Below are 18547 nucleotides of genomic sequence, written 5' to 3'. Positions count from 1 at the left end.
TTAAGATTTATTTAACACGTTTCAGTACCTTGAGGTCACCAAAAACACCTTGTTACCCTAAATGAAATACATAATAATTAAAGGATCGAAAAGTTCCGGAAAATCTGCCACCGTAAAAGATATTTGTAAACGCCTTAACCCATCTTCAATAAAAGAATTATATATAGATGAAACAGGCATGGCTACTTTAAAGCCGTTGGCTGTAACCGAAATCGGGCCGGCCAATTACCTGCTGACCATTAAGAAAAGGAACATACTGGTAGTAGCCGCCGCACCAACAGAACAGCGAAAAAGGATAACCGATATCCTGTTTGCCGTGCACAGCCTTAATATTTACCCCGAAATGGGTATCATCGCCATGTGCGGGATTGAAAAACTGAAAGATTATGCTACCGCCAAAGAACTCGAAAAGTTTGGCGAATGCATCCATGAAACAAAGATATGGAGGATTCCTTCCAACCAGTTCCACAAGACTGAGGAATGGGACTCCAGGATATCCCAACTAACCTCCCTGGCCCTCAAGAATATTTAAGGGATATCCGGGTTCTGCAATTAGCGGGACCCTTTTTGTTTATCACCGCCTCATATCCCCTAAAGACTCCAAAGTATCCTCCAATTCAAAGGATGCCTCCTTAATTTAAACATTACATTCGTCTCGCTTTTTCGAAATGAGTTTATAAAAAAGGCTCCCATTTATTTTGGGAGCCCTTTATCACAAAAACAATTAATAACCTATCGCTTAATTACTTTTATGGTTGCCGAGCTGTCGCCCGATGTTATTTTTACAATATAGTTCCCACCGGCAAGCGATGACAGGTCTATCGTGGCCGACGCAGCGTTTGGAGTTGCCGTAAGGACCGGCTGGCCCAATAAGTTGTACACCACTACTCCTGAGATGGCTTCACGGTAAGAAAGGTTCAGCACATCATTCACGGGGTTCGGATAGCAGCTAAGGCCGGCTTTATCAAATCCGCCTGCACTTAGCACCTCATCAACAACTACCGCAAAAACATCGCTTGTACACCCACCCTGGGCAGCCACAGCGTAATATGTGTTGCCGTCTGAAAGGAGGGTTGTTTCAGGAAGCACATTTATAAGATCTTCTTCAGCATACCATACGATATTATCGCCTTCCACTTCAAGGTCGGCCAATGTTTCGCCTGCCTCAAATTCCTGCTCCCCTTCACCGGTGATGTCCGTCACCTCCGTCACAGTAACAGCTACCGGTGTCCTTGGGCTTTCACATCCGTTAATGGTTTGCGACACGTAGTAGGTCGCTGTTTCAAGGGCAGCCTCAGCATCCAGTTCCGTTCCGCCTGTTTCGGCTTCGTACCATTTTACAGCTGTACCGGTTGTAACTTCAAGGTCAGCCACAGTAGCGGCATTACAAAACGATTGTGTAGCAGCCGTTGGCGCCATAGTAACATTCAGTGTTACCTGTACGGCAGTCCTTACGCTTTCGCATCCGTTCACTGTTTGCGTAACATAATATAATCCTGATTGTACAGCGGCAGACGCTTCAAGAGCCTCGCCACCTGTGGCGGCGGCATACCACTGAAGGTTATCACCTGTCGCAGTAAGCCCGTCTACCGTTGCGGCATTACAAAAGGTAAGCGGCATGGTGGCAGGAACGGCAGGTACCGTGTTTACCGTAACAGCAACGGCAGCCCTTGGGCTTTCGCATCCGTTCACGGTTTGCGATACATAGTAGGTTCCTGTTGCGAGTGCGGCATTACCCGCAAGTGCAGTACCTCCGGTTTCGTCCTGGTACCAAAGTGCGTTGGTTCCTGTCGTAACAGCAAGCTGACTCACGATGGCGCTTCCGCAGAAGTCCTGGGCAGCAGCCGTTGGGGTATCTGGTATGGTATTAACAGTTACGGCTACAGGAGTCCTTGGGCTTTCGCAGCCGTTTATGGTCTGGGTCACATAATATGTAGCTGTTTCGAGGCTGGCCGTATCTTCAAGGGCTGTACCGCCGGTTTCGTCAGCATACCACTGAACGGCAGTTCCGCCCGACATAAGTTCGCTTACGGTAGACTCGCCACAAAATGCCTGTGCCGATGCTGCCGGGGCAGCAGTAACGGTAAGCTGTACCGCTACAGCCGATCTCAGTGTACTCTCACACCCATTAACCGTTTGTGAGGCATAGTATATCGATGTACCTGCTGTCAGGGCAGTAGTTTCTGCAAGTGCTGTACCGCCTGTCGGCGTAGTGTACCATAGTATGCCTTCGCCCGTAGCTTCCAGGTCGGCCACAGTTGCCTGCGTACAGAAAGGCTGCACATCGTCAACCACCGGTGCGGCAGGGATTGTGTTAACGGTTACGTTAACCATTGTCCTCGGGCTTTCGCAACCGTTTACCGTTTGCGACACATAGTAAGTGCCTGTTGTTATGGCAACAGTTGCGGCAAGCTCTGTCCCGCCTGTTTCGGCTTCGTACCATTTTGGCGCTAAGCCTGTAGTTACGGAAAGGTCAGCCACTGTATTTGCACCGCAAAATGCCTGTGCGGCAGCAACCGGCGCATCAGGGATTGCGTTCACGGTAACGGCAACCATAGTCCTTGGACTTTCGCAGCCGTTTACGGTTTGCGTTACATAGTAGTTGCCTGTAGCTATGGCTTCTGTTTCGGCAAGCTCAGTACCACCTGTTTCAACATTGTACCATTTTGGGGCTGTGCCTGTAGTTACAACAAGGTCGGCCACAGTTGATGTCCCGCAGAATGCCTGTGCAGCGGCAACAGGCGCATCCGGTATAGGGTTTACGGTAAGTGCTACAGGGATCCTTCCGCTTTCGCAGTCGCCTATGCTTTGCGAAGCGTAGTAAGTTTGGGCAGTAAGCACTTCTGTCATTGCAAGGGCAGTACCGCCGGTTTGGGCAGTGTACCACTTAATGCCGGTTCCTGAGGTTGTCTGGAGGTCGGCCACGGTAGAGCCGTTGCATACGGTTTGCGCAGCAGGAGCTTCAGGAAGGTCAACGATTACCACATCCAGCGTCAGCGGGTTGGCCGTGATGTTCATTGGGTCAACCAATTTTATTTCGAAAGTAAGCGTGCCGTAGCTAACGCCTGCGGTAGGGTCAAAACGTACATATACCGTTACATCTTCACCTTCTTCCACATCTTCCAGCAGATAGGCGCCCTCGTCAAATGTGCCTGTAGCGCTTCCGCTAAAGCTGATGCCTTCCAAATCTGCACCGTTCGGGCCGCTGATGGCCACATCGCCAAGCCCGATGCCCTGTCCGCTAAGGTTCGTAGCATCAAAAGTAATGGTGCCAATTGCCCCGTTCGGGTCAGTGCTAAGGCATGCCGGCTCAAAGTCGATGGTGTTGCTTATCAAAGTAAGCGTAGTTGGGCCGGCAAGCGCAGCGGTAGTACCTGTACCCGCCGTGCTCCATGGTGTCTGAACGCCTGCGCCATTCTGTGCCGCAACGTCAAACGAATAAGCAGTATTGGGCTGGATTACGTCGACACTTATGATAGCCCCCCATTGTGAAGCAGTGAGCCATACGATGGTGTCTGTAAGGTTGCCATTGGCATCCACATACATATCGGTATTGCCGCCGCCGTTAATCCTGATGGCATACAGTGTATTGGCAGGGTTGCCGTTTACATTCAATGCGATATCCAGCGCAAAAAGCGAAGGGTTGCTTGTAACCGGTACACCCGGAGTATTGGCGTGCGTCCAGAATGAATATTCAGCTCCATAGGATGTCCCTGTGCTGTTGGTAGCATAGGCCCTGTAGAAATATTGCGTATTTGGAGAAAGCGAGGCCAGGTTACTGGTAAAAGTACCCTCCCCTGTGCCGTCAGTTGTAAGAGACGAAGCCGTGGTAGGGTTTGCCGTGGTGGCATATACCGTGCCGCGCGCTGATACTACATCCTGCCCGTCATCGGTTACGTTCCCGCCTGCTGTTGCCGTCGATGCTGTAATGCCTGCCGGAAGAATCTGGGTTGTTACCACAGTTGCAGGAACAGGGTTAGGCGTAGTTAGAGAAATAGTGTTGGAATCGTCCGATGAAGCAGTATTGATTTCCGCACGCACCCTGTAATAATAGGTTGTATTGGCAAGGATATCGATATCACAAAACTGCGAAGTTCCCGATACTGCGAAATTGTCATATATCTCGTGCATTTGGGTAAAAGCAGCATCGGTAGCTACATCAAGCCGGTAGCCGGTAGCGCCTGTCACCGAATTCCAGTTGGCCATAAACCCTGTAGATACAATATCTGTAGCTGCTGTAGCCACAGGAGCCTGAGGAGCGGACGGAGAAACAACACCGTGGATCACGATTGATTTTACGTGGCTGTACCCTAATCCGGATGTACTTCCCGGGGCACGCTGTACTTTGATGTCGACCGTAGCATTTTCCGGAACCAGTTGGTTGGCTGGGGGGACGACAAGGGAATTTAATGCTGCCGTACCCGAACAGCTTGAGCTGCCGCTGATAGTAGCCGCGGTTCCCGTATTTGTATTGCCATTGTTTACATACACAATGGTAAAGAGGCTTGCTCCGGAATTACTTCGCACACCTGTTCCTGAAATACCCGTAACTGTAAAATTATAGCCGGGCATGGCTTTCAGCCGGAGTGTAGTCACTGCATTAGCTCCGTTTGAAGTTGTGCTGCATGCCGTAACACCGTCATAGGACACAATCTGGATTCCTGCAGGCACACCGCTTGGGCCGCCAAATCCATGGGTAAGGGTAAATGCCTGTCCCCACGAAAGCACACCGATCATCAGGGCTGCAAGAGTGAGTAAGGCGGACATTTTCTGTCGTAAAATTTTCATCATAATTTTTTTATTGGATTTATTTTTTCAAATGCAACCAAAATTATAATTACGATGCCCCAAAGAGGTTTCTATTAAATAAAATAACAGTTATGTTTTTGTTAATCAATTTTTTACAAACCCAAAAAATCACAGCGTTAAGAATGCGCGATTACCGCCAGCACAGCAAAACATGGGGATTGCCGTACTTTACATTAGGTTAATATCACAGCAAAAAAAATGAAAAACGTAGAGGAGTATAAAAATTTTACGGCATTTAAAATTTCCATACCTGTACCGCATACGGCGGCAGCGTAACATACCTGCCGTCCCTCGGCAACTTTACATTCGGTGTCCCGGAAAGCAGTTTAAGATGGGCAATGCTGTAGTCTTCATACGGATCCAACAGCACTTCTTCGGTGTCAGGGGAAAGGTTTATTACAACCAATACTTTTTCCATTTCGAAGGTACGCACGAAGGAAAACACTTTATCGCTCGTATTCGGTATGGTTTTGTAATCGCCTTTTGACAAAGCATACCATGTTTTCCTTAGTTTAATCAACTGGCGGTAGTAGGACCACAGTGAGTTCGGGTCTTTTTGCTGCTCCTCCAGCGAAATGCCATCGTCAGGCTTCATGTTGCGGTTGTCCCACCACAGGCCGGAATCCTTATACCACGTGGCCATGCCGGGGCCATCCTCTTTCGCATACCATTCAAATGCCTCACGGATAGGGATGTCGGTGCCGTCGGAAGCGTGCTGCACCCGCTTGCCTTTCATGCCCAGTTCCTGCCCGTAATAGATAGAGGGCACACCTCCGATGAGCAGGTTCAGCGCGGCGCCTATTCTCAGTTTCCCAATATTCATGCCCGGCTCTGATGCAAAGCGGTCGGTGTCGTGGTTCTCAATAAACACTACCTGCTGTTTCCCTGCGGGGTTATACAGGAAAGTACTGTCGGCAGCTTTTTCAATCTTCTTTTTATCAAAAGTGCAAATGGCCTGCTTCAGCCGGAAGGCAAACACCCTGTCTACATTTCCTTTGGTAAAATATTCGTGGCCGTATGAGTTCCAGTCGGCCTGTTCGGCAACGATCTGCAATGCAGGGTTGGTTTTCCTGAGGCCGGTAAGTATCGGTGTCCAGAAGTCCTTAAACAGGTTAGTAAGCTTGTTGGCATTGTCCAGGTTGTCCATCATGTGGTCAAGGCGATAGCCATCCACTCCGTCATCAAATTTGCCATCGCCGTTTGGATCGGCCCAGTATTTAAGAACCTTCAACGTGTATTCCTTTACTTTCGGGTCTTTCATGTTGACTACAATAATCTGTTCCTTCAGGTTATCGTAGGTGGTAAACTCCGCCACATCCCAAAAATACCATGGCTTTTCATTGGCCTTATCATTATAATAAAGGTATTTACTGTATTGCGACTTTGGATTTTTATACGAATCCGCAAACCACGGATGCTTACCGGTAACATACTGCATCTCCACGTCCTGGTACAGCTTCATCTTTCGCTTATGCACCTCCGTAATTAGATCCCTGTATTCTTTGAACGTGCCGTACTCCTTATCAATAGCATCAAAATCGGTTGCAAAATAATTATGGTAAAAATCACTTTGGTACAGTGGTGTAAGCAGTATCGTGGTCACGCCCAACTGGTTCAGGTAGTCCAGCTTTTGCTGCATACCCTTCAGGTCGCCGTGGCCATCGCCGTCGCTGTCAAAAAAACTGCGCTGGAACACATGGTACATTGCTTCCTGCTGTGCCGAAGTACTCAGGGTAAAGAATATTGATAGTATAAGGATGAGCTTTTTGGTCATGGTCATTTTTTACCGATGTGGGTTAGTATTTGAACTTCAGCATAAGGCGATAACCGCATGTTTAAAACGTCACCTGCCGCAATACCGTCTTGTCCATAGGAACCAGGGTTACGGTTTCGTTCTTTCCTGTCTTTGGATTATACAGCCTGGTTTCAAATATAAGGCTTTTCCCTTTTTGCTTCACTTTTTCGCCTGCAAATTGGTACACAACCAAATCCTCAGGGGTATACTTCAGGTCGGCATAGCCCGGCAGGGGAAAGAATTTTGTTTTCGCTTCCGTACCTTTTATGGCATGCGCCAAAACCAACGCCCCATAGGTAAAATAATGCTCCCCGTTGATGTCCTGATGTGCTTTAACTTCCGGAATGAAATCTAATGTTACAGCATCTTTTCCCTTCCAGTCCTTCGCGATGATGATGAAGCCGTTCTCCTCTTTGTATTTCGCATTGACCTTAAATTTTGAGACCCAATCCGGCTTGCGTATTTTTAGGACAAAATCCTGACCTGCACCTTCTACTTCGAACGTGATTGTGTTTTCATGCGGATAGTTGGTAAGCTCTTTAACGGTAATATTGCCTGACTTTACAGTTGATGGCCCCAGCAATGATGCCACCAGGCTGTTGCCGTCCTTCAGCCACATATACTGTGCATAGTAAGGTGAAATCCTGCCGGCATTGGGCACACAGCACACCGCAGCATCCTGGTGAACGGGCGAATATTTATACCTCGTTTGGGTCTTTACCGAATTGTCCCCATTAAGCCCTCCGGTCATTTCGTACGAATTGTCGCTTTTCAGGTACGCAATGCAGCTTTGCTCCGGATGCCTTGCCCCCTGTGCCGCGTTGAAGAAAAGCCGTTCGATACGATCGCCGTAATCCTTGTCGCCCGACTTCGCATACAGGCTGGCATAGCTGTGCAGCAACTCCTGAAGTGAGCAGTATTCGTAACCGCGACCTGTAGCATCGGCCTTTTTGCCTGCTATCCATTCGTCGCCCACCGGCCCGCCCGATGCCGTAGTTGTTTGATTAATCTTTTCTTCAAAATTATCTATCGCCTTTTTCAGTGCGGGATTCCCCGAAGTTTGGTAAGCTGCCGCCAATGAACGCAGGTGCTCATACGTGTGCACGCCGTGGCCCGTCAGCATCCGCGAGGCATCCATCAGCTTTTTATACTGCGCGTCCTCATTCAGCTCATGCGTCGAAAAGTCCTTGTATAAAAACAATGCATAATCAAGGTATTTCTGTTCTTTGGTCAAATAATACAGTTGCTCCAGCACATCGGTAAACGTAAGCCCGTGCGACAGCCCGCCCACATTGGGGTTCACCGAATAGAACGGCTTCGACCCATCAACCGGACAGTTGAACATTACATTGTCCACTGCCCTTTTCACGGCATCCAGCACTTCCGGCCTGTCGGTATATTCATACCATGCCAGCAGGCCGCGCAATAGTGTGGCTTTCGCCCAAAGCTCGCCGTTCTCATTATCAAATTTGTAACGAAGCTCGGCATCGTAAATGCCCAGATAGCCATCCTTGTCCTGTGTGCTGAGAATGCGCTGTACATATTTTTCGATTCGCTCCAGATGTTTTTTATCATTTGCCAAAATGGAACTGCGTATATAGCCATCCCACCAATTGCTTTGGGTCTCGCTGTTCCACCACAGGAACTGCACCTGCCAGTCGCCCTCGTTGTCGCCTAATGCGCCCACATCCTTGCTTTTTACCTTTTTGGTCAGCCTGTCCTTCCCGTAAATGTCATCTTTTTGGATAAGGTCGGGAACCAGTTCATCCAGATGCCCGGTGTAGCCGTCGAGGTTGTCCTGTAGCTGGTCCTTAATCCAGCCCTGCGGCACCACATCGCCAAAAGGCAGTATGGTAAACGTCTCCGGCAGGCTGTTTATTTTTTTAAAAGGGTCTTCCTGGGCGCTGGTTACTAAACATGCCAAGGAAAATAGCCCCGGAAGAAGCCCTTTTCTAATGTTATTTTTCATGTCATTTACAGATTGATCTTCAAATAATCTTTCATTTTCGAATTAATTCCCCACTGGTCAGCCAAAGGCTCGCCGGTAAAAGGCATCGTGGGCATATAAGGCACGGGGCCAAACTCCGGTGTAATGGTAAGCCTCCTGCCTTTCCCGGTCCGGTAATGCTTAATGTCCTTCCACCATGAGAGAAAACAATCCAGGTGCTGCTGCCATTCGGGCGCAAACGGGTCGGCAGCCTGCGGGCCCTGCGGATGGCCGATGCGGGCATGGATGTGCCCAATATGGGGCAATACCCGTTCCAGCACGTAGCCCTGGCCTTCCAGCATGCTTTCGGACACATTGCACCAGTGCGAATAGTCGGCTACAAGCTCCATCTGCGGAAAGCGGTCCAGATAGGGCAGCAATGACGGGCCGTGAAAGCTGAACCTCCCGCGATGTGTTTCATGGAGGATCCTTACCTTGCTTTTTTCTCCAAAAGACCCGATCGCCTCAATCACTTTGCAATTCTCCTCAAAGGAATAGTAATCCTTGCCGGTATGCGAATTGATGGCATCCGGCTTCAGGCCGGCCAGTGTTTGCAAGCGTTTAAGCACCCTTTCGATATGCTCTTCCACCGTTTCATTCTTAGCATCCGGAACACATTGCGCGATAAATGCGAAACCGGGACGCGTTTCCCTCACCCCGGACAATTGCTGTTTAAACTCCTTTATGAATACTTCGTCATCGGGCATATTGATCTCGATCCCGTCGTAGCCTTCCTCCAGTACGGCTTCAAAAAAAGCTTTCGCCGTTTGTCCTTCACTGCCCCAATGCGGGCATAAGTAGTGTAATGTCATTATAGTAAGTGTGGATTTGGCCTCACCCCCGGCCCCTCTCCGAAGGAGAGGGGAGCAAGGATGGAAACCAACATTATAAACGTTAAATATTCTTTTTATATCTATTCAACCCATTCTATACATCTGAGCGAGGCTGCACCTCTCCTTTGGAGAGGGGTTGGGGTGAGGCCTATTGATACAATATCGGGTTCAGCGGCGTGATGATCACCTCTCCCACCGTAGCACCGGGGCACCATGTATGCCAGTCATTTATCTGGTTCTTGTTTTCCGGTTTTTTGAGCACCATGTCGCGATCCATGTAAATTACCGTCATCACCTTGCGCATTTCGTCGGTTGTGTTGGCCCCCGCCCGGTGGAATACCCACCCTGAATGGAAGCTCACCTCGCCCAGGTCAAACGGCTCAATCACGTGCTCAAAGTCGGTTACGCGCAGTTTTTCCTGCATCACGTTCTCGCTCTCATCGCCTATCTCCAGGTCGCGGCCCTCCACAATCACATGGCTCCCCGCACTGAATTCCAACGGGCCCATCTCCAGCGGGGTGGCCTGCAGCGGTATCCAGGCCGTTACGGTTTTATCGGTTTCCAGCGGCCAGTAGTATTGGTCGGCATGCCACGGGGTAATGCCGCCGCCGCCTTCCTTAAACAATGCCTGGTCGTGGTACAGGCGGCTTCCCTGCACCTGCATCAGGTCGGCCGCAATTTTGGCCAGCCTTTCGCTGAACACCAGTTGCTTTACCACTTCATTTTCCCTCCAGAGGTTGAACAGCTGCAAAAACGCCTTGCCGTAGGTATCCCTTTCGTCCAGCGACTTTTGCTGTGTATTCATTTTATTGACCTGCTGCGTAATTGCGTCGTTGAAGAAAGCGATCGTTTCGGCATCAAGCACTTGCTTTAACTTGATGTAGCGGTTCTTTTGGTAAAAGGCCACCTGGTCAGCCGTTAGGGCATACGGTTCCGAAAGGTGCTGCGCGATGGTTTGCGGTATCGATTCCATAATCTTTTTTTACAAAGCTAAAGGGGACGAGTACGGTTTTCAGGCACAGGAAGTCAAAATAATAGCACTATATTGACAATAATAAATTTAAAATAACAAATAAAGATTTATATTGTACCCATGAAAGCAGCGTATGAAAATGTAGAAAGCAAAAAGGAGGGTGCGTCGTTTGTGGCCTATCATTCTGTCGTGCCTTATTTTGAATTCAAATGGCATTACCACCCGGAATATGAGCTTACACTGATCACACAGGGCGACGGCAGGCGTCTGGTAGGCGACAGCTATGAGAATTTTGAGGCGGGTGACCTTGTGCTGCTGGGGTCGGGGCTGCCGCATACCTGGAGCAGCGAGCCAACAGCTAAGGGCACTACTTCAGCAGTGGTAATACAGTTCTCGGAAGAGTTCATCAACAGCTTTTTGCAGCATCCCGAATTTGAAGCCATAAAAAGGCTTCTGGATGCCTCGCATACCGGTATTTATTTTCCTTCTCAAAAATCCGAAGCCATTATACGCAAAATAAAAAAACTGCCGGAGCAAGCAGGTATTTCGAGAATAACCTCACTGCTGGACATTTTGCAGCTGCTCAGCACAAAGGTGGGAAAGCCGCTATCTTCTGAGTTTTTTGCTTCAGCGAAAGGGAAAGAGAACGAGGAACGCATCAACAAGGTGTGCGGGTACATCCAAAAACATTCTGCCGAAAGCATCAGCCTGGACAAAGCGGCAGGGTTGGTAGGATTGACGAACAGTGCGTTCTGCAAATTCTTCAAACGGGTGACCGGCAAAACATTCTCTGATTACGTAAATGACATCCGCACCGGCAATGCGTGCAGGATGCTCACGGAATCGGACAAAACCATCAACGAGATTGCATTTGCCTCGGGCTTTGAAAGCCTTACGTACTTCAACAGGGTGTTTTTAAAGAAAAAGAAGATGACTCCGAGGGGTTTCAGGATGAGTATCAAGCGATGATTTTGAAAGTTATTTCGAAAAGAAGACGCTAAGAGACACAAAGAAAAAGAAGGAAATTTAAAACCAGACACATCATTACTGTAAAAATCTTTACGGAACTTGTGCTTCTTTGGGCATCTTTGTGTAATAACCAAAACAGAATTTATATTACATTTACCGTAACCCATTAACCAACACCTATGGAATACGTTTTACTCATCGTACTCATTGTAGTATTCATAATATTCCTCAATACCCTTTCGTCGAAAATCGATAAGCTGAAGATTGACCTGTTTGAGGCGCACCGCAAGCTGGACTACCATACCCGGCTGCTCGAAAAGTTCCAAAAACCTGCCGAACCGGCCAAAGAACCGGCACTTGTACCCAAATCTGCTCCGGAAATACCAAAGCCGCTATCAGACTGGCCCGCAGAAAAACCAAAGGAAGAGTCCCCCACTCCCATACCTCCTGCCCCTAAACCGCAGGAACAGCCTGTGCCGGAAACTACTTTACGTGCTGCGGCAATGCAGCAGCCACGGCCTGTTGAGCCGTCAGCTACCCGCACCAACGTAGTACTGCCGGAACAAAAATCGTGGTGGGAAAAATTCAAGGAGCAAAACCCGGACATGGAGAAGTTCATCGGCGAGAACCTCATCAACAAAATTGGTATACTGATACTGGTGCTGGGTATCAGCTACTTTGTAAAATTCGCCATTGACAAAGAATGGATTGGAGAGCCTGCCCGCGTGGGCATCGGAATATTAGCCGGCGGCATCGTGATGCTTGTGGCCCACAGGCTGCGTAAAAATTATAAGGCCTTCAGTTCAGTGCTGGTCGCCGGCGCGGTATCGATATTCTATTTTACCATAGCCGTGGCCTTCCACGACTACCAGCTCTTCAGCCAGACAGTGGCCTTTATTATCATGGTTGCCATTACGGCATTCAGCGCCTTCCTATCCGTCTCGTATGACCGACAGGAACTGGCCGCCCTTACCCTCATTGGCGGTTTTGCCGTGCCGTTCATGGTGAGCACCGGTAGCAATAATTATATTGTGCTGTTCAGTTACATTACCATACTCAACGTTGGCATTTTGGCTATAGCCTATCACAAAAAATGGGGACTCATCAACCTGCAGGCGTATGTTTTCACGGTGCTGCTTTTTGCCAGCTGGCTATTCACCATCATCGGCACCGAAAATGCACCTTACGAGGGTGCTCTGGCTTTCGCCTTCACGTTCTACTTCGTGTTCCTGCTGATGAACATCATCAACAACGTGCGCCGCAAAACACCATTCTCCAATATGGAGCTTAGCATACTGGTGAGCAACACCTTCCTGTTCTATGCGGCGGGAATGGTACTGCTTGAAAATTACACACCCGAATACAAGGGGATGTTTACACTGTTGCTCGGAGTTTTCAACTTCTGCTTTTCGTGGCTGCTCTACAAAAAGCTGCATGTTGACCAAAGGGCCATTTACATCCTCATCGGACTGACGCTGACTTTTGTTACCCTTGCCATACCGATACAGTTCGAGGGCAATTACATTACCCTTTTCTGGGCCGCCGAAGCGGTATTGCTGCTTTGGCTAGCCCAGAAATCGAAAATTGAGAGCTTCCGGTTTGGGTCGGCCATTGTGCATGCCCTGATGCTCATCAGCCTTGTCATGGACTGGATGAACCTGTATTATTATGGCGAATCGTTGCGCATCATCATCAACCCGGCATTCCTTACGAGCCTGTTTGCCATTGCGTCGTGTTTTGGCGTTATCCTGCTGTTGCGTAAAGATTCCGGCATCTACAAGCTGTACGGATTGTCATTCAATGTAGCGAATTACCAAAGGATTGTTGGTATTTTTACATTGCTGCTAGTGTATACTGCCGGTTTCCTTGAACTGAACTTCCAGGCTGATTACATCCTTGAAAGCACCTATGCTGCCTATAGCCTTTTGGTATTCTACCATATGGCTTTCTGTATTGCATTCATCCACCTCCATTGTGTTGGGAAAGATGCACTGCACCGAAAGCTGGGTACGCTCATAGGCATTGCCAACACCGTAGCCTTCATACTGCTGTTTTCCAACCTTGCATACTATGAGGTGGAAGACTATCTGGGCATGGGCGTTTCGTGGCCCCTCGCCTACTGGCTGCATTTTGTACTGCTGGCATTGGCATTATACACCATCCTGCTCGTTTACAGAATGAATAAAGAAAGCATCCTGAACCGCATGCGCAACGAAAAAGCGTTGCCGTGGATCACGGTTTTCCTTTTGGTATACCTTGCCAGCTCGGAACTGATGCTGAACTGGCTCATGATAGCCCTTGAGCCAGTAACAACTGTGGTTGAGGCCATTGGGAATTCGGTTACCACCAATGATGCTTATGAACAAATAGACCGCGTACGCGACCATGTTGTAAAAACAGGTTATCCGGTACTTTGGGGTGCCATTGCCTTTTTACTACTGCTCATGGGGATTCGCAAGCAGCTACGCAGCATTCGCATTGCCGCACTCGTATTATTGGGTCTGACGATAACGAAATTATTTATCTATGACATCCGCAATGTATCGGAAACCGGCAAGATCATCGCGTTCATATTGCTGGGTATACTAATACTCGTAATATCGTTCCTTTACCAAAAGGTAAAGCGCCTTGTAATTGAAGACAAACCTGAAAATGAAGCTGATGATAAGCAAACTGATTAAACGTATAACCATGATGGTGGATAGCCTGGATTACTCTACTGCATTCACGCTTAAAATATTTTTGGCCAGCCTGGCCGTGCTGTTATCCTGTGCTGCCATTTCCCATTTGACTACGGCCCTGTATGGAGTGATGTATTTTGCAATATTCCTGTCGATATTTTCTGCATTCATCTCATTCATCGTCCTGCTTTTTCTTTTAGCCAAAAGACATTTCTGTAAAAGTTAACTACCATGCGCACCAAACACTTCTGCCACACGATCAAGTTAAAATTATTCCTGTTATTAGGGTTTTCCTCCTTTGCACAGGAATTTACCGTATCAGCAAAGATTTCACCCATAAAGGAGAGCGGCCCGCATGTGATCTATGTGGGCTCGCAGTTCCGCACCCTTGCTGACGAAAACCCGGAGATCATCCGCATACTGGACAGCAAAAATAAGGAAGTGCCTTATTTTTTGGAGTATAGTCCCACTACAGTGAACGAGCAGGGCTTCAGGAAATTCCCGATCATTGCAAAAAACAGTCTCCGCGGCAAGTCATCCTCTTTTACCATTGAAAATACTTCAGGCGGCAAGATGCAGGAACTCACTTTGGCCATCGCTAATACTGACGCAGTAAAAACGTACAGCATCAGCGGAAGCAATGACAATAAAGAATTTTTCGGTTTGGTAAACAATCAAATCTTAGACGGCCTCCATAACCCTGCTGACACAAAAATATACAAAACGCTGTACCTCCCGCTGCACAATTATAAGTATATCCGCATCGACTTTGATGATAAAAAGACCCTTCCTGTAAACCTGCTCGAAGCCGGGCAGCTTACTGAGAACATTACGCCTGTTGCCATGGAGCAAATTGCACCCTATGTAAAAATTGAAAATATGGATGGCGGGAAGAAAACACGAATCAGTGTCAAACAAGAACACCGGATTCTCATCAACCGGATGGTTTTTGACATAAAGGCCCCGTCATTCTATAAGCGCAGTGCCCGCATTCTGGTAAACCGCGAGGAGACCGTTAAGCGAAAGAAAAGGAAGAATGTGTCCGTGCTGGAAGAATTTGAACTGGATTCATCCACAAAAAACGCCATCGACTTCCTGCATTTTGAAGAGCAGGAATTCGTTATAGAAATAGATAATCAGGACAACCCACCCCTCGACATCACATCGGTAAAATTTTACCAGGCACCTATACGCATCGTGGCCGACCTGAAAGCCGGGGAAACATATACCATGGTTACAGGCAATGAAAAGCTGGGTGCCGCCCTGTATGATTTTATCAATTTTAAGGATAAGCTCCCTAAAAACCTGCCTGTTGCCACACTTTCCGATGCAAAAGCCATCAATGCAGAGCCTGTAGAAAAATCGCCAACCCACAATCCCTGGATCATGTGGGTGTGCATAGCGGCCGGGGCAGGCATCGTAATCTATTTTTGCATCAGCATGGTAAAGGACATGAAGGATAAGTAAATTACCACAAATTACACGAATTACACGAACTTCACCAACTCTTTGTTGTCACACCCGAAGGCGCAGATTGACAAATTTGTGGAATTCATGTAACTCGCGGCTAAAAATCCTGTGCTTTTGCGATTGATAATTGTTACTTTTGCAAAAAATTAAACACCACAACAATGCTTATCATCGGAATTGCCGGGGGTACCGGAAGCGGGAAAACTACGGTTGTACACCAAATAATGAACGAGCTGCCGCTTACCGAAGTGGGCATCATCAGCCAGGACCACTACTACCGCGAAACTACCCACCTCAGCTATGAGGAACGCGGAAAAATCAACTTTGACCACCCGCGTGCCATCGACTTTGAATTGCTTACCGAGCACCTTACGCAGCTAAAGGCCGGTAACGTGATCGAGCAGCCGGTGTACTCGTTTGTAACACATAACCGAACTGACGATACCATTCTGACCCACCCACGCAAGGTAATGATCGTAGAAGGCATCCTTATACTGTCGGATCCTAAATTGAGGGAACTTTTCGACATCAAGATATTTGTGCACGCCGACCCGGATGAAAGGCTCATACGCCGTCTGAGGCGCGACATTGCCGAAAGGGGCCGCGACATGGATGAGGTACTGAACCGCTACAAGACCACGCTAAAGCCGATGCATGAACAGTTCATTGAGCCTACCAAGGCCCATGCCGATATCATTATCCCGAATGACCGTTATAATAATGTCGCCATAGATGTGGTGAGGGCGGTGATTAATCAAAGGATACTTTAGTTTAAATTCCAAGTTCCAAATTACAAATCACAAACTTTAGGAAAATACAAATCGCAAATAGTTCCAATAGCAAATCCTAAATAACAAACATGGAGCATAAAGTACACAACCTGGAAGAAAGAACTTTTCTTTTTGCGAAGGATTGCCGAATGCTTCTGAAAAAGTTGCCGAGGACGATACAGACTATTGAAGACGGAAAACAATTGGTACGCTCATCGGGATCTGTAGGTGCGAATTACATTGAAGCTAACGAATCTCTGAGTAAAAAGGACTTTTATTACAGGATAAAAATTTGCCGCAAGGAAGCAAAAGAATCTAATTATTGGCTTTCTTTGCTAAAGGTTTGCAATCCGGAGTTTGAAAGTGAAATAATGGCATTGATACAGGAATCCACCGAATTAAAGAAAATATTTTCGGCAATACTGGAAAAAGCCACAATCAAACCGTCCTGAATTTCAGGTCCGGAGTTTGAAATTTTAGAATTTAAAAGATTGGAATTTATTTGTAATTTGTGATTTGCTATTTGGAACTTAGCTCTATGAAACTCTTCAAAAAAATAACCACCCGCCTGCCATTCCTGAAATTTTTAGGAAACCGCTACGTGCTGGTTATTGTTTTTGTAGGGATTTGGATGCTGTTCCTGGACAATTACTCCTACTTTGAGAAAGGTATTCTTGACAAAAAAATTGAAGAGCTGGAGAAGAACCGCGACTACTATCTTAATGAGAAACGCAAGGACAGCGCTGCCATAAAGCAGCTGAACAATCCTGACCAAACCGAAAAATATGCCCGCGAGAAATACTACATGAAGCGGGAAAATGAAGATATTTACATCATTGAATACGAGGGTGACACCCTTGAGGACGAAAACACAAAATCACTTTAGCATGAGCAGCCTGTTTAATGAATTTGACGCCGTTTCCTCCAAGCAGTGGAAACAGCAGGTACAATATGAGCTTAAGGGCGCCGATTATAACGATACGCTGGTATGGGAAAGCCCTGAGGGTATAAAGGTAAAGCCTTTTTATCACGTGGACGAGTTTAAGGAGCCCATCGCTTCGGGTGGCAAGGCGGCATCATTTACCATTTGCCAGAACATTTATGTGCAGGATGTGGAAAAATCAGCCGGGCGCGCTCTGAGCACCCTAAAGCGCGGTGCCGAAAGCATCCGTTTTACGATCCCTGCTGAAGATACCAATGTGGAAAAACTACTGGCACGCCTTCCGAAAGACGTTTCGGTGTACTTCAATTTGGGTTTCCTTTCAATCGATTTCGTAAAGAAGCTGGATGCAATTGCAGCTGTTAACGGCGCGAATTATTTTGTGTTGCTCGACCCCATTGGCCAACTCGCTAAGGACGGTAACTGGTTTACCAACCTGGAGACAGACATTGAAGCCCTTAACACTATTGCCTTAGCGTGCACCAACATCCATTTTTTGGGTGTCGACAGCACAACGTACCAGAATGCAGGCGCCAACATCGTACAGCAGATCGCTTATACCCTGGCACACGCCAACGAATATTTTAACCGTGTGGCAACTGTCGGAAAGCCGGTTACGCTACAAGTGGCTGTCGGCTCAAATTACTTCTTCGAGATCGCCAAGATAAGAGCGATCAGGCTTCTGTTTGGAATAATCGCAAAGGAGTATGACCATAACTACGACTGCCACATTATCGCCACTCCCACCAAGCGCAACAAAACGCTGTACGACTACAACGTAAACATGCTGCGTACTACCACAGAATGCATGAGTGCCATATTGGGCGGGGCCGATGCTGTTGCCAACCTGGCCTACGATGCATTGTACCATAAGGATAATGAATTTGGCGACCGCATAGCACGCAACCAGCTGCTGGTCCTGAAGCATGAAAGCTACTTTGATAAGGTAGACAATCCGGCCGATGGAGCCTACTACATTGAAGAACTGACCCAGCAACTGGCCGAAAAAGCGCTGGTGCTATTTAAGGATATTGAAGATAATGGCGGCTTCCTTACACAGTTGAAAGAAGGCACTATACAACGCAAGATAGTCGAAAGCGCCGCAAGGGAGCAGGAGCTTTTTGACAGTGGCAAAGAAGTGCTGCTGGGCACCAACAAATACCCCAACAAGAACGATCGCATGAGCAGCGACCTGGAGTTGTACCCGTTCGTAAAAGCCAACCCGAGGAAAACGCTGATAATCCCTATCATCGAAAAAAGGCTGGCGGAAAAAATGGAGCAGGAAAGGCTGGAAGCCGAAAAAACCGGAAACAATTAGTC

14 protein-coding genes are annotated in these 18547 nt (G+C 47.7%); 8 read left to right on the top strand and 6 right to left on the bottom strand.

Features of this window, described 5'->3' with window-relative positions:
• The first annotated feature begins 61 nt into the window (after nt 1-61).
• Nucleotides 62-532 carry a hypothetical protein gene (locus tag OGH69_RS08930; protein ID WP_265174113.1) on the top strand — a complete coding sequence of 157 codons (471 nt, stop codon included), beginning with the start codon at nt 62-64 and terminating at the stop codon, nt 530-532.
• Nucleotides 533-732: 200 nt separating this feature from the next.
• Here OGH69_RS08930 and OGH69_RS08925 read toward each other — a convergent pair whose 3' ends face one another.
• From OGH69_RS08925 to OGH69_RS08905, 5 genes are all read right to left on the bottom strand, one after another.
• Nucleotides 733-4791 (bottom strand): Ig-like domain-containing protein, encoded by a 4059-nt coding sequence (locus OGH69_RS08925; protein ID WP_265174112.1) that lies wholly within the window; start codon nt 4789-4791, stop codon nt 733-735.
• A gap of 253 nt (nt 4792-5044) precedes the next feature.
• Nucleotides 5045-6589, bottom strand: coding sequence for an alpha-amylase family glycosyl hydrolase (locus OGH69_RS08920; protein WP_265174111.1), 1545 nt, complete (start codon nt 6587-6589; stop codon nt 5045-5047).
• Nucleotides 6590-6644: 55 nt separating this feature from the next.
• Nucleotides 6645-8573 (bottom strand): beta-L-arabinofuranosidase domain-containing protein, encoded by a 1929-nt coding sequence (locus OGH69_RS08915; protein ID WP_265174110.1) that lies wholly within the window; start codon nt 8571-8573, stop codon nt 6645-6647.
• 5 nt (nt 8574-8578) lie between these two features.
• Entirely contained in the window at nt 8579-9403 is an 825-nt protein-coding gene (locus OGH69_RS08910; protein WP_265174109.1) for a sugar phosphate isomerase/epimerase family protein, read from the bottom strand.
• Between the two features lie 169 nt (nt 9404-9572).
• Complete coding sequence (locus OGH69_RS08905; protein WP_265174108.1) at nt 9573-10397, bottom strand: phytanoyl-CoA dioxygenase family protein; 825 nt, start codon at nt 10395-10397, stop codon at nt 9573-9575.
• A gap of 120 nt (nt 10398-10517) precedes the next feature.
• Here OGH69_RS08905 and OGH69_RS08900 point away from each other — a divergent pair, with 120 nt between their 5' ends.
• Entirely contained in the window at nt 10518-11366 is an 849-nt protein-coding gene (locus OGH69_RS08900) for a helix-turn-helix domain-containing protein (RefSeq protein ID WP_265174107.1), read from the top strand.
• 179 nt (nt 11367-11545) lie between these two features.
• A complete protein-coding gene (locus tag OGH69_RS08895; RefSeq protein ID WP_265174106.1) occupies nt 11546-14047 on the top strand; it encodes a DUF2339 domain-containing protein in 2502 nt (833 codons plus the stop codon).
• A 30-nt stretch (nt 14048-14077) separates the two neighbouring features.
• Here the strand turns inward: OGH69_RS08895 and OGH69_RS08890 are convergent, their stop codons facing one another.
• Nucleotides 14078-14227 carry a hypothetical protein gene (locus OGH69_RS08890; protein ID WP_265174105.1) on the bottom strand — a complete coding sequence of 50 codons (150 nt, stop codon included), beginning with the start codon at nt 14225-14227 and terminating at the stop codon, nt 14078-14080.
• Between the two features lie 51 nt (nt 14228-14278).
• On the opposite strand from OGH69_RS08890, the gene OGH69_RS08885 reads away from it, so the two are divergent.
• The 5 genes from OGH69_RS08885 to OGH69_RS08865 all read left to right on the top strand — a co-directional run bounded on the left by OGH69_RS08885 (nt 14279) and on the right by OGH69_RS08865 (nt 18545).
• On the top strand, nt 14279-15514 hold the full coding sequence (locus OGH69_RS08885) for a hypothetical protein (RefSeq protein ID WP_265174104.1): 1236 nt from the start codon (nt 14279-14281) through the stop codon (nt 15512-15514).
• Between the two features lie 164 nt (nt 15515-15678).
• Entirely contained in the window at nt 15679-16287 is a 609-nt protein-coding gene (gene udk / locus OGH69_RS08880) for a uridine kinase (RefSeq protein WP_265174103.1), read from the top strand.
• An 89-nt stretch (nt 16288-16376) separates the two neighbouring features.
• Nucleotides 16377-16739, top strand: a complete 363-nt coding sequence (locus OGH69_RS08875; protein ID WP_265174102.1) for a four helix bundle protein — start codon at nt 16377-16379, stop codon at nt 16737-16739.
• A gap of 86 nt (nt 16740-16825) precedes the next feature.
• Complete coding sequence (locus OGH69_RS08870) at nt 16826-17173, top strand: FtsB family cell division protein (RefSeq protein WP_265174101.1); 348 nt, start codon at nt 16826-16828, stop codon at nt 17171-17173.
• A gap of 1 nt (nt 17174) precedes the next feature.
• Entirely contained in the window at nt 17175-18545 is a 1371-nt protein-coding gene (locus tag OGH69_RS08865) for a methylmalonyl-CoA mutase subunit beta (protein ID WP_265174100.1), read from the top strand.
• Nucleotides 18546-18547 lie beyond the last annotated feature (2 nt).

The organism is Flavobacterium sp. MFBS3-15 (genome assembly GCF_026107645.2).
Lineage (GTDB): Bacteria > Bacteroidota > Bacteroidia > Flavobacteriales > Flavobacteriaceae > Flavobacterium.
This window is presented reverse-complemented; position numbering and strand designations above follow the sequence as displayed.

What these genes read in the sequence shown, in the direction of transcription:
- OGH69_RS08930 (WP_265174113.1), top strand. Translation starts at nt 62, where the DNA reads ATGAAATACATAATAATTAAAGGATCGAAAAGTTCCGGAAAATCTGCC.
- OGH69_RS08925 (WP_265174112.1), bottom strand. Translation starts at nt 4,791, where the DNA reads ATGATGAAAATTTTACGACAGAAAATGTCCGCCTTACTCACTCTTGCA.
- OGH69_RS08920 (WP_265174111.1), bottom strand. Translation starts at nt 6,589, where the DNA reads ATGACCATGACCAAAAAGCTCATCCTTATACTATCAATATTCTTTACC.
- OGH69_RS08915 (WP_265174110.1), bottom strand. Translation starts at nt 8,573, where the DNA reads ATGAAAAATAACATTAGAAAAGGGCTTCTTCCGGGGCTATTTTCCTTG.
- OGH69_RS08910 (WP_265174109.1), bottom strand. Translation starts at nt 9,403, where the DNA reads ATGACATTACACTACTTATGCCCGCATTGGGGCAGTGAAGGACAAACG.
- OGH69_RS08905 (WP_265174108.1), bottom strand. Translation starts at nt 10,397, where the DNA reads ATGGAATCGATACCGCAAACCATCGCGCAGCACCTTTCGGAACCGTAT.
- OGH69_RS08900 (WP_265174107.1), top strand. Translation starts at nt 10,518, where the DNA reads ATGAAAGCAGCGTATGAAAATGTAGAAAGCAAAAAGGAGGGTGCGTCG.
- OGH69_RS08895 (WP_265174106.1), top strand. Translation starts at nt 11,546, where the DNA reads ATGGAATACGTTTTACTCATCGTACTCATTGTAGTATTCATAATATTC.
- OGH69_RS08890 (WP_265174105.1), bottom strand. Translation starts at nt 14,227, where the DNA reads ATGAATGAGATGAATGCAGAAAATATCGACAGGAATATTGCAAAATAC.
- OGH69_RS08885 (WP_265174104.1), top strand. Translation starts at nt 14,279, where the DNA reads ATGCGCACCAAACACTTCTGCCACACGATCAAGTTAAAATTATTCCTG.
- udk (WP_265174103.1), top strand. Translation starts at nt 15,679, where the DNA reads ATGCTTATCATCGGAATTGCCGGGGGTACCGGAAGCGGGAAAACTACG.
- OGH69_RS08875 (WP_265174102.1), top strand. Translation starts at nt 16,377, where the DNA reads ATGGAGCATAAAGTACACAACCTGGAAGAAAGAACTTTTCTTTTTGCG.
- OGH69_RS08870 (WP_265174101.1), top strand. Translation starts at nt 16,826, where the DNA reads ATGAAACTCTTCAAAAAAATAACCACCCGCCTGCCATTCCTGAAATTT.
- OGH69_RS08865 (WP_265174100.1), top strand. Translation starts at nt 17,175, where the DNA reads ATGAGCAGCCTGTTTAATGAATTTGACGCCGTTTCCTCCAAGCAGTGG.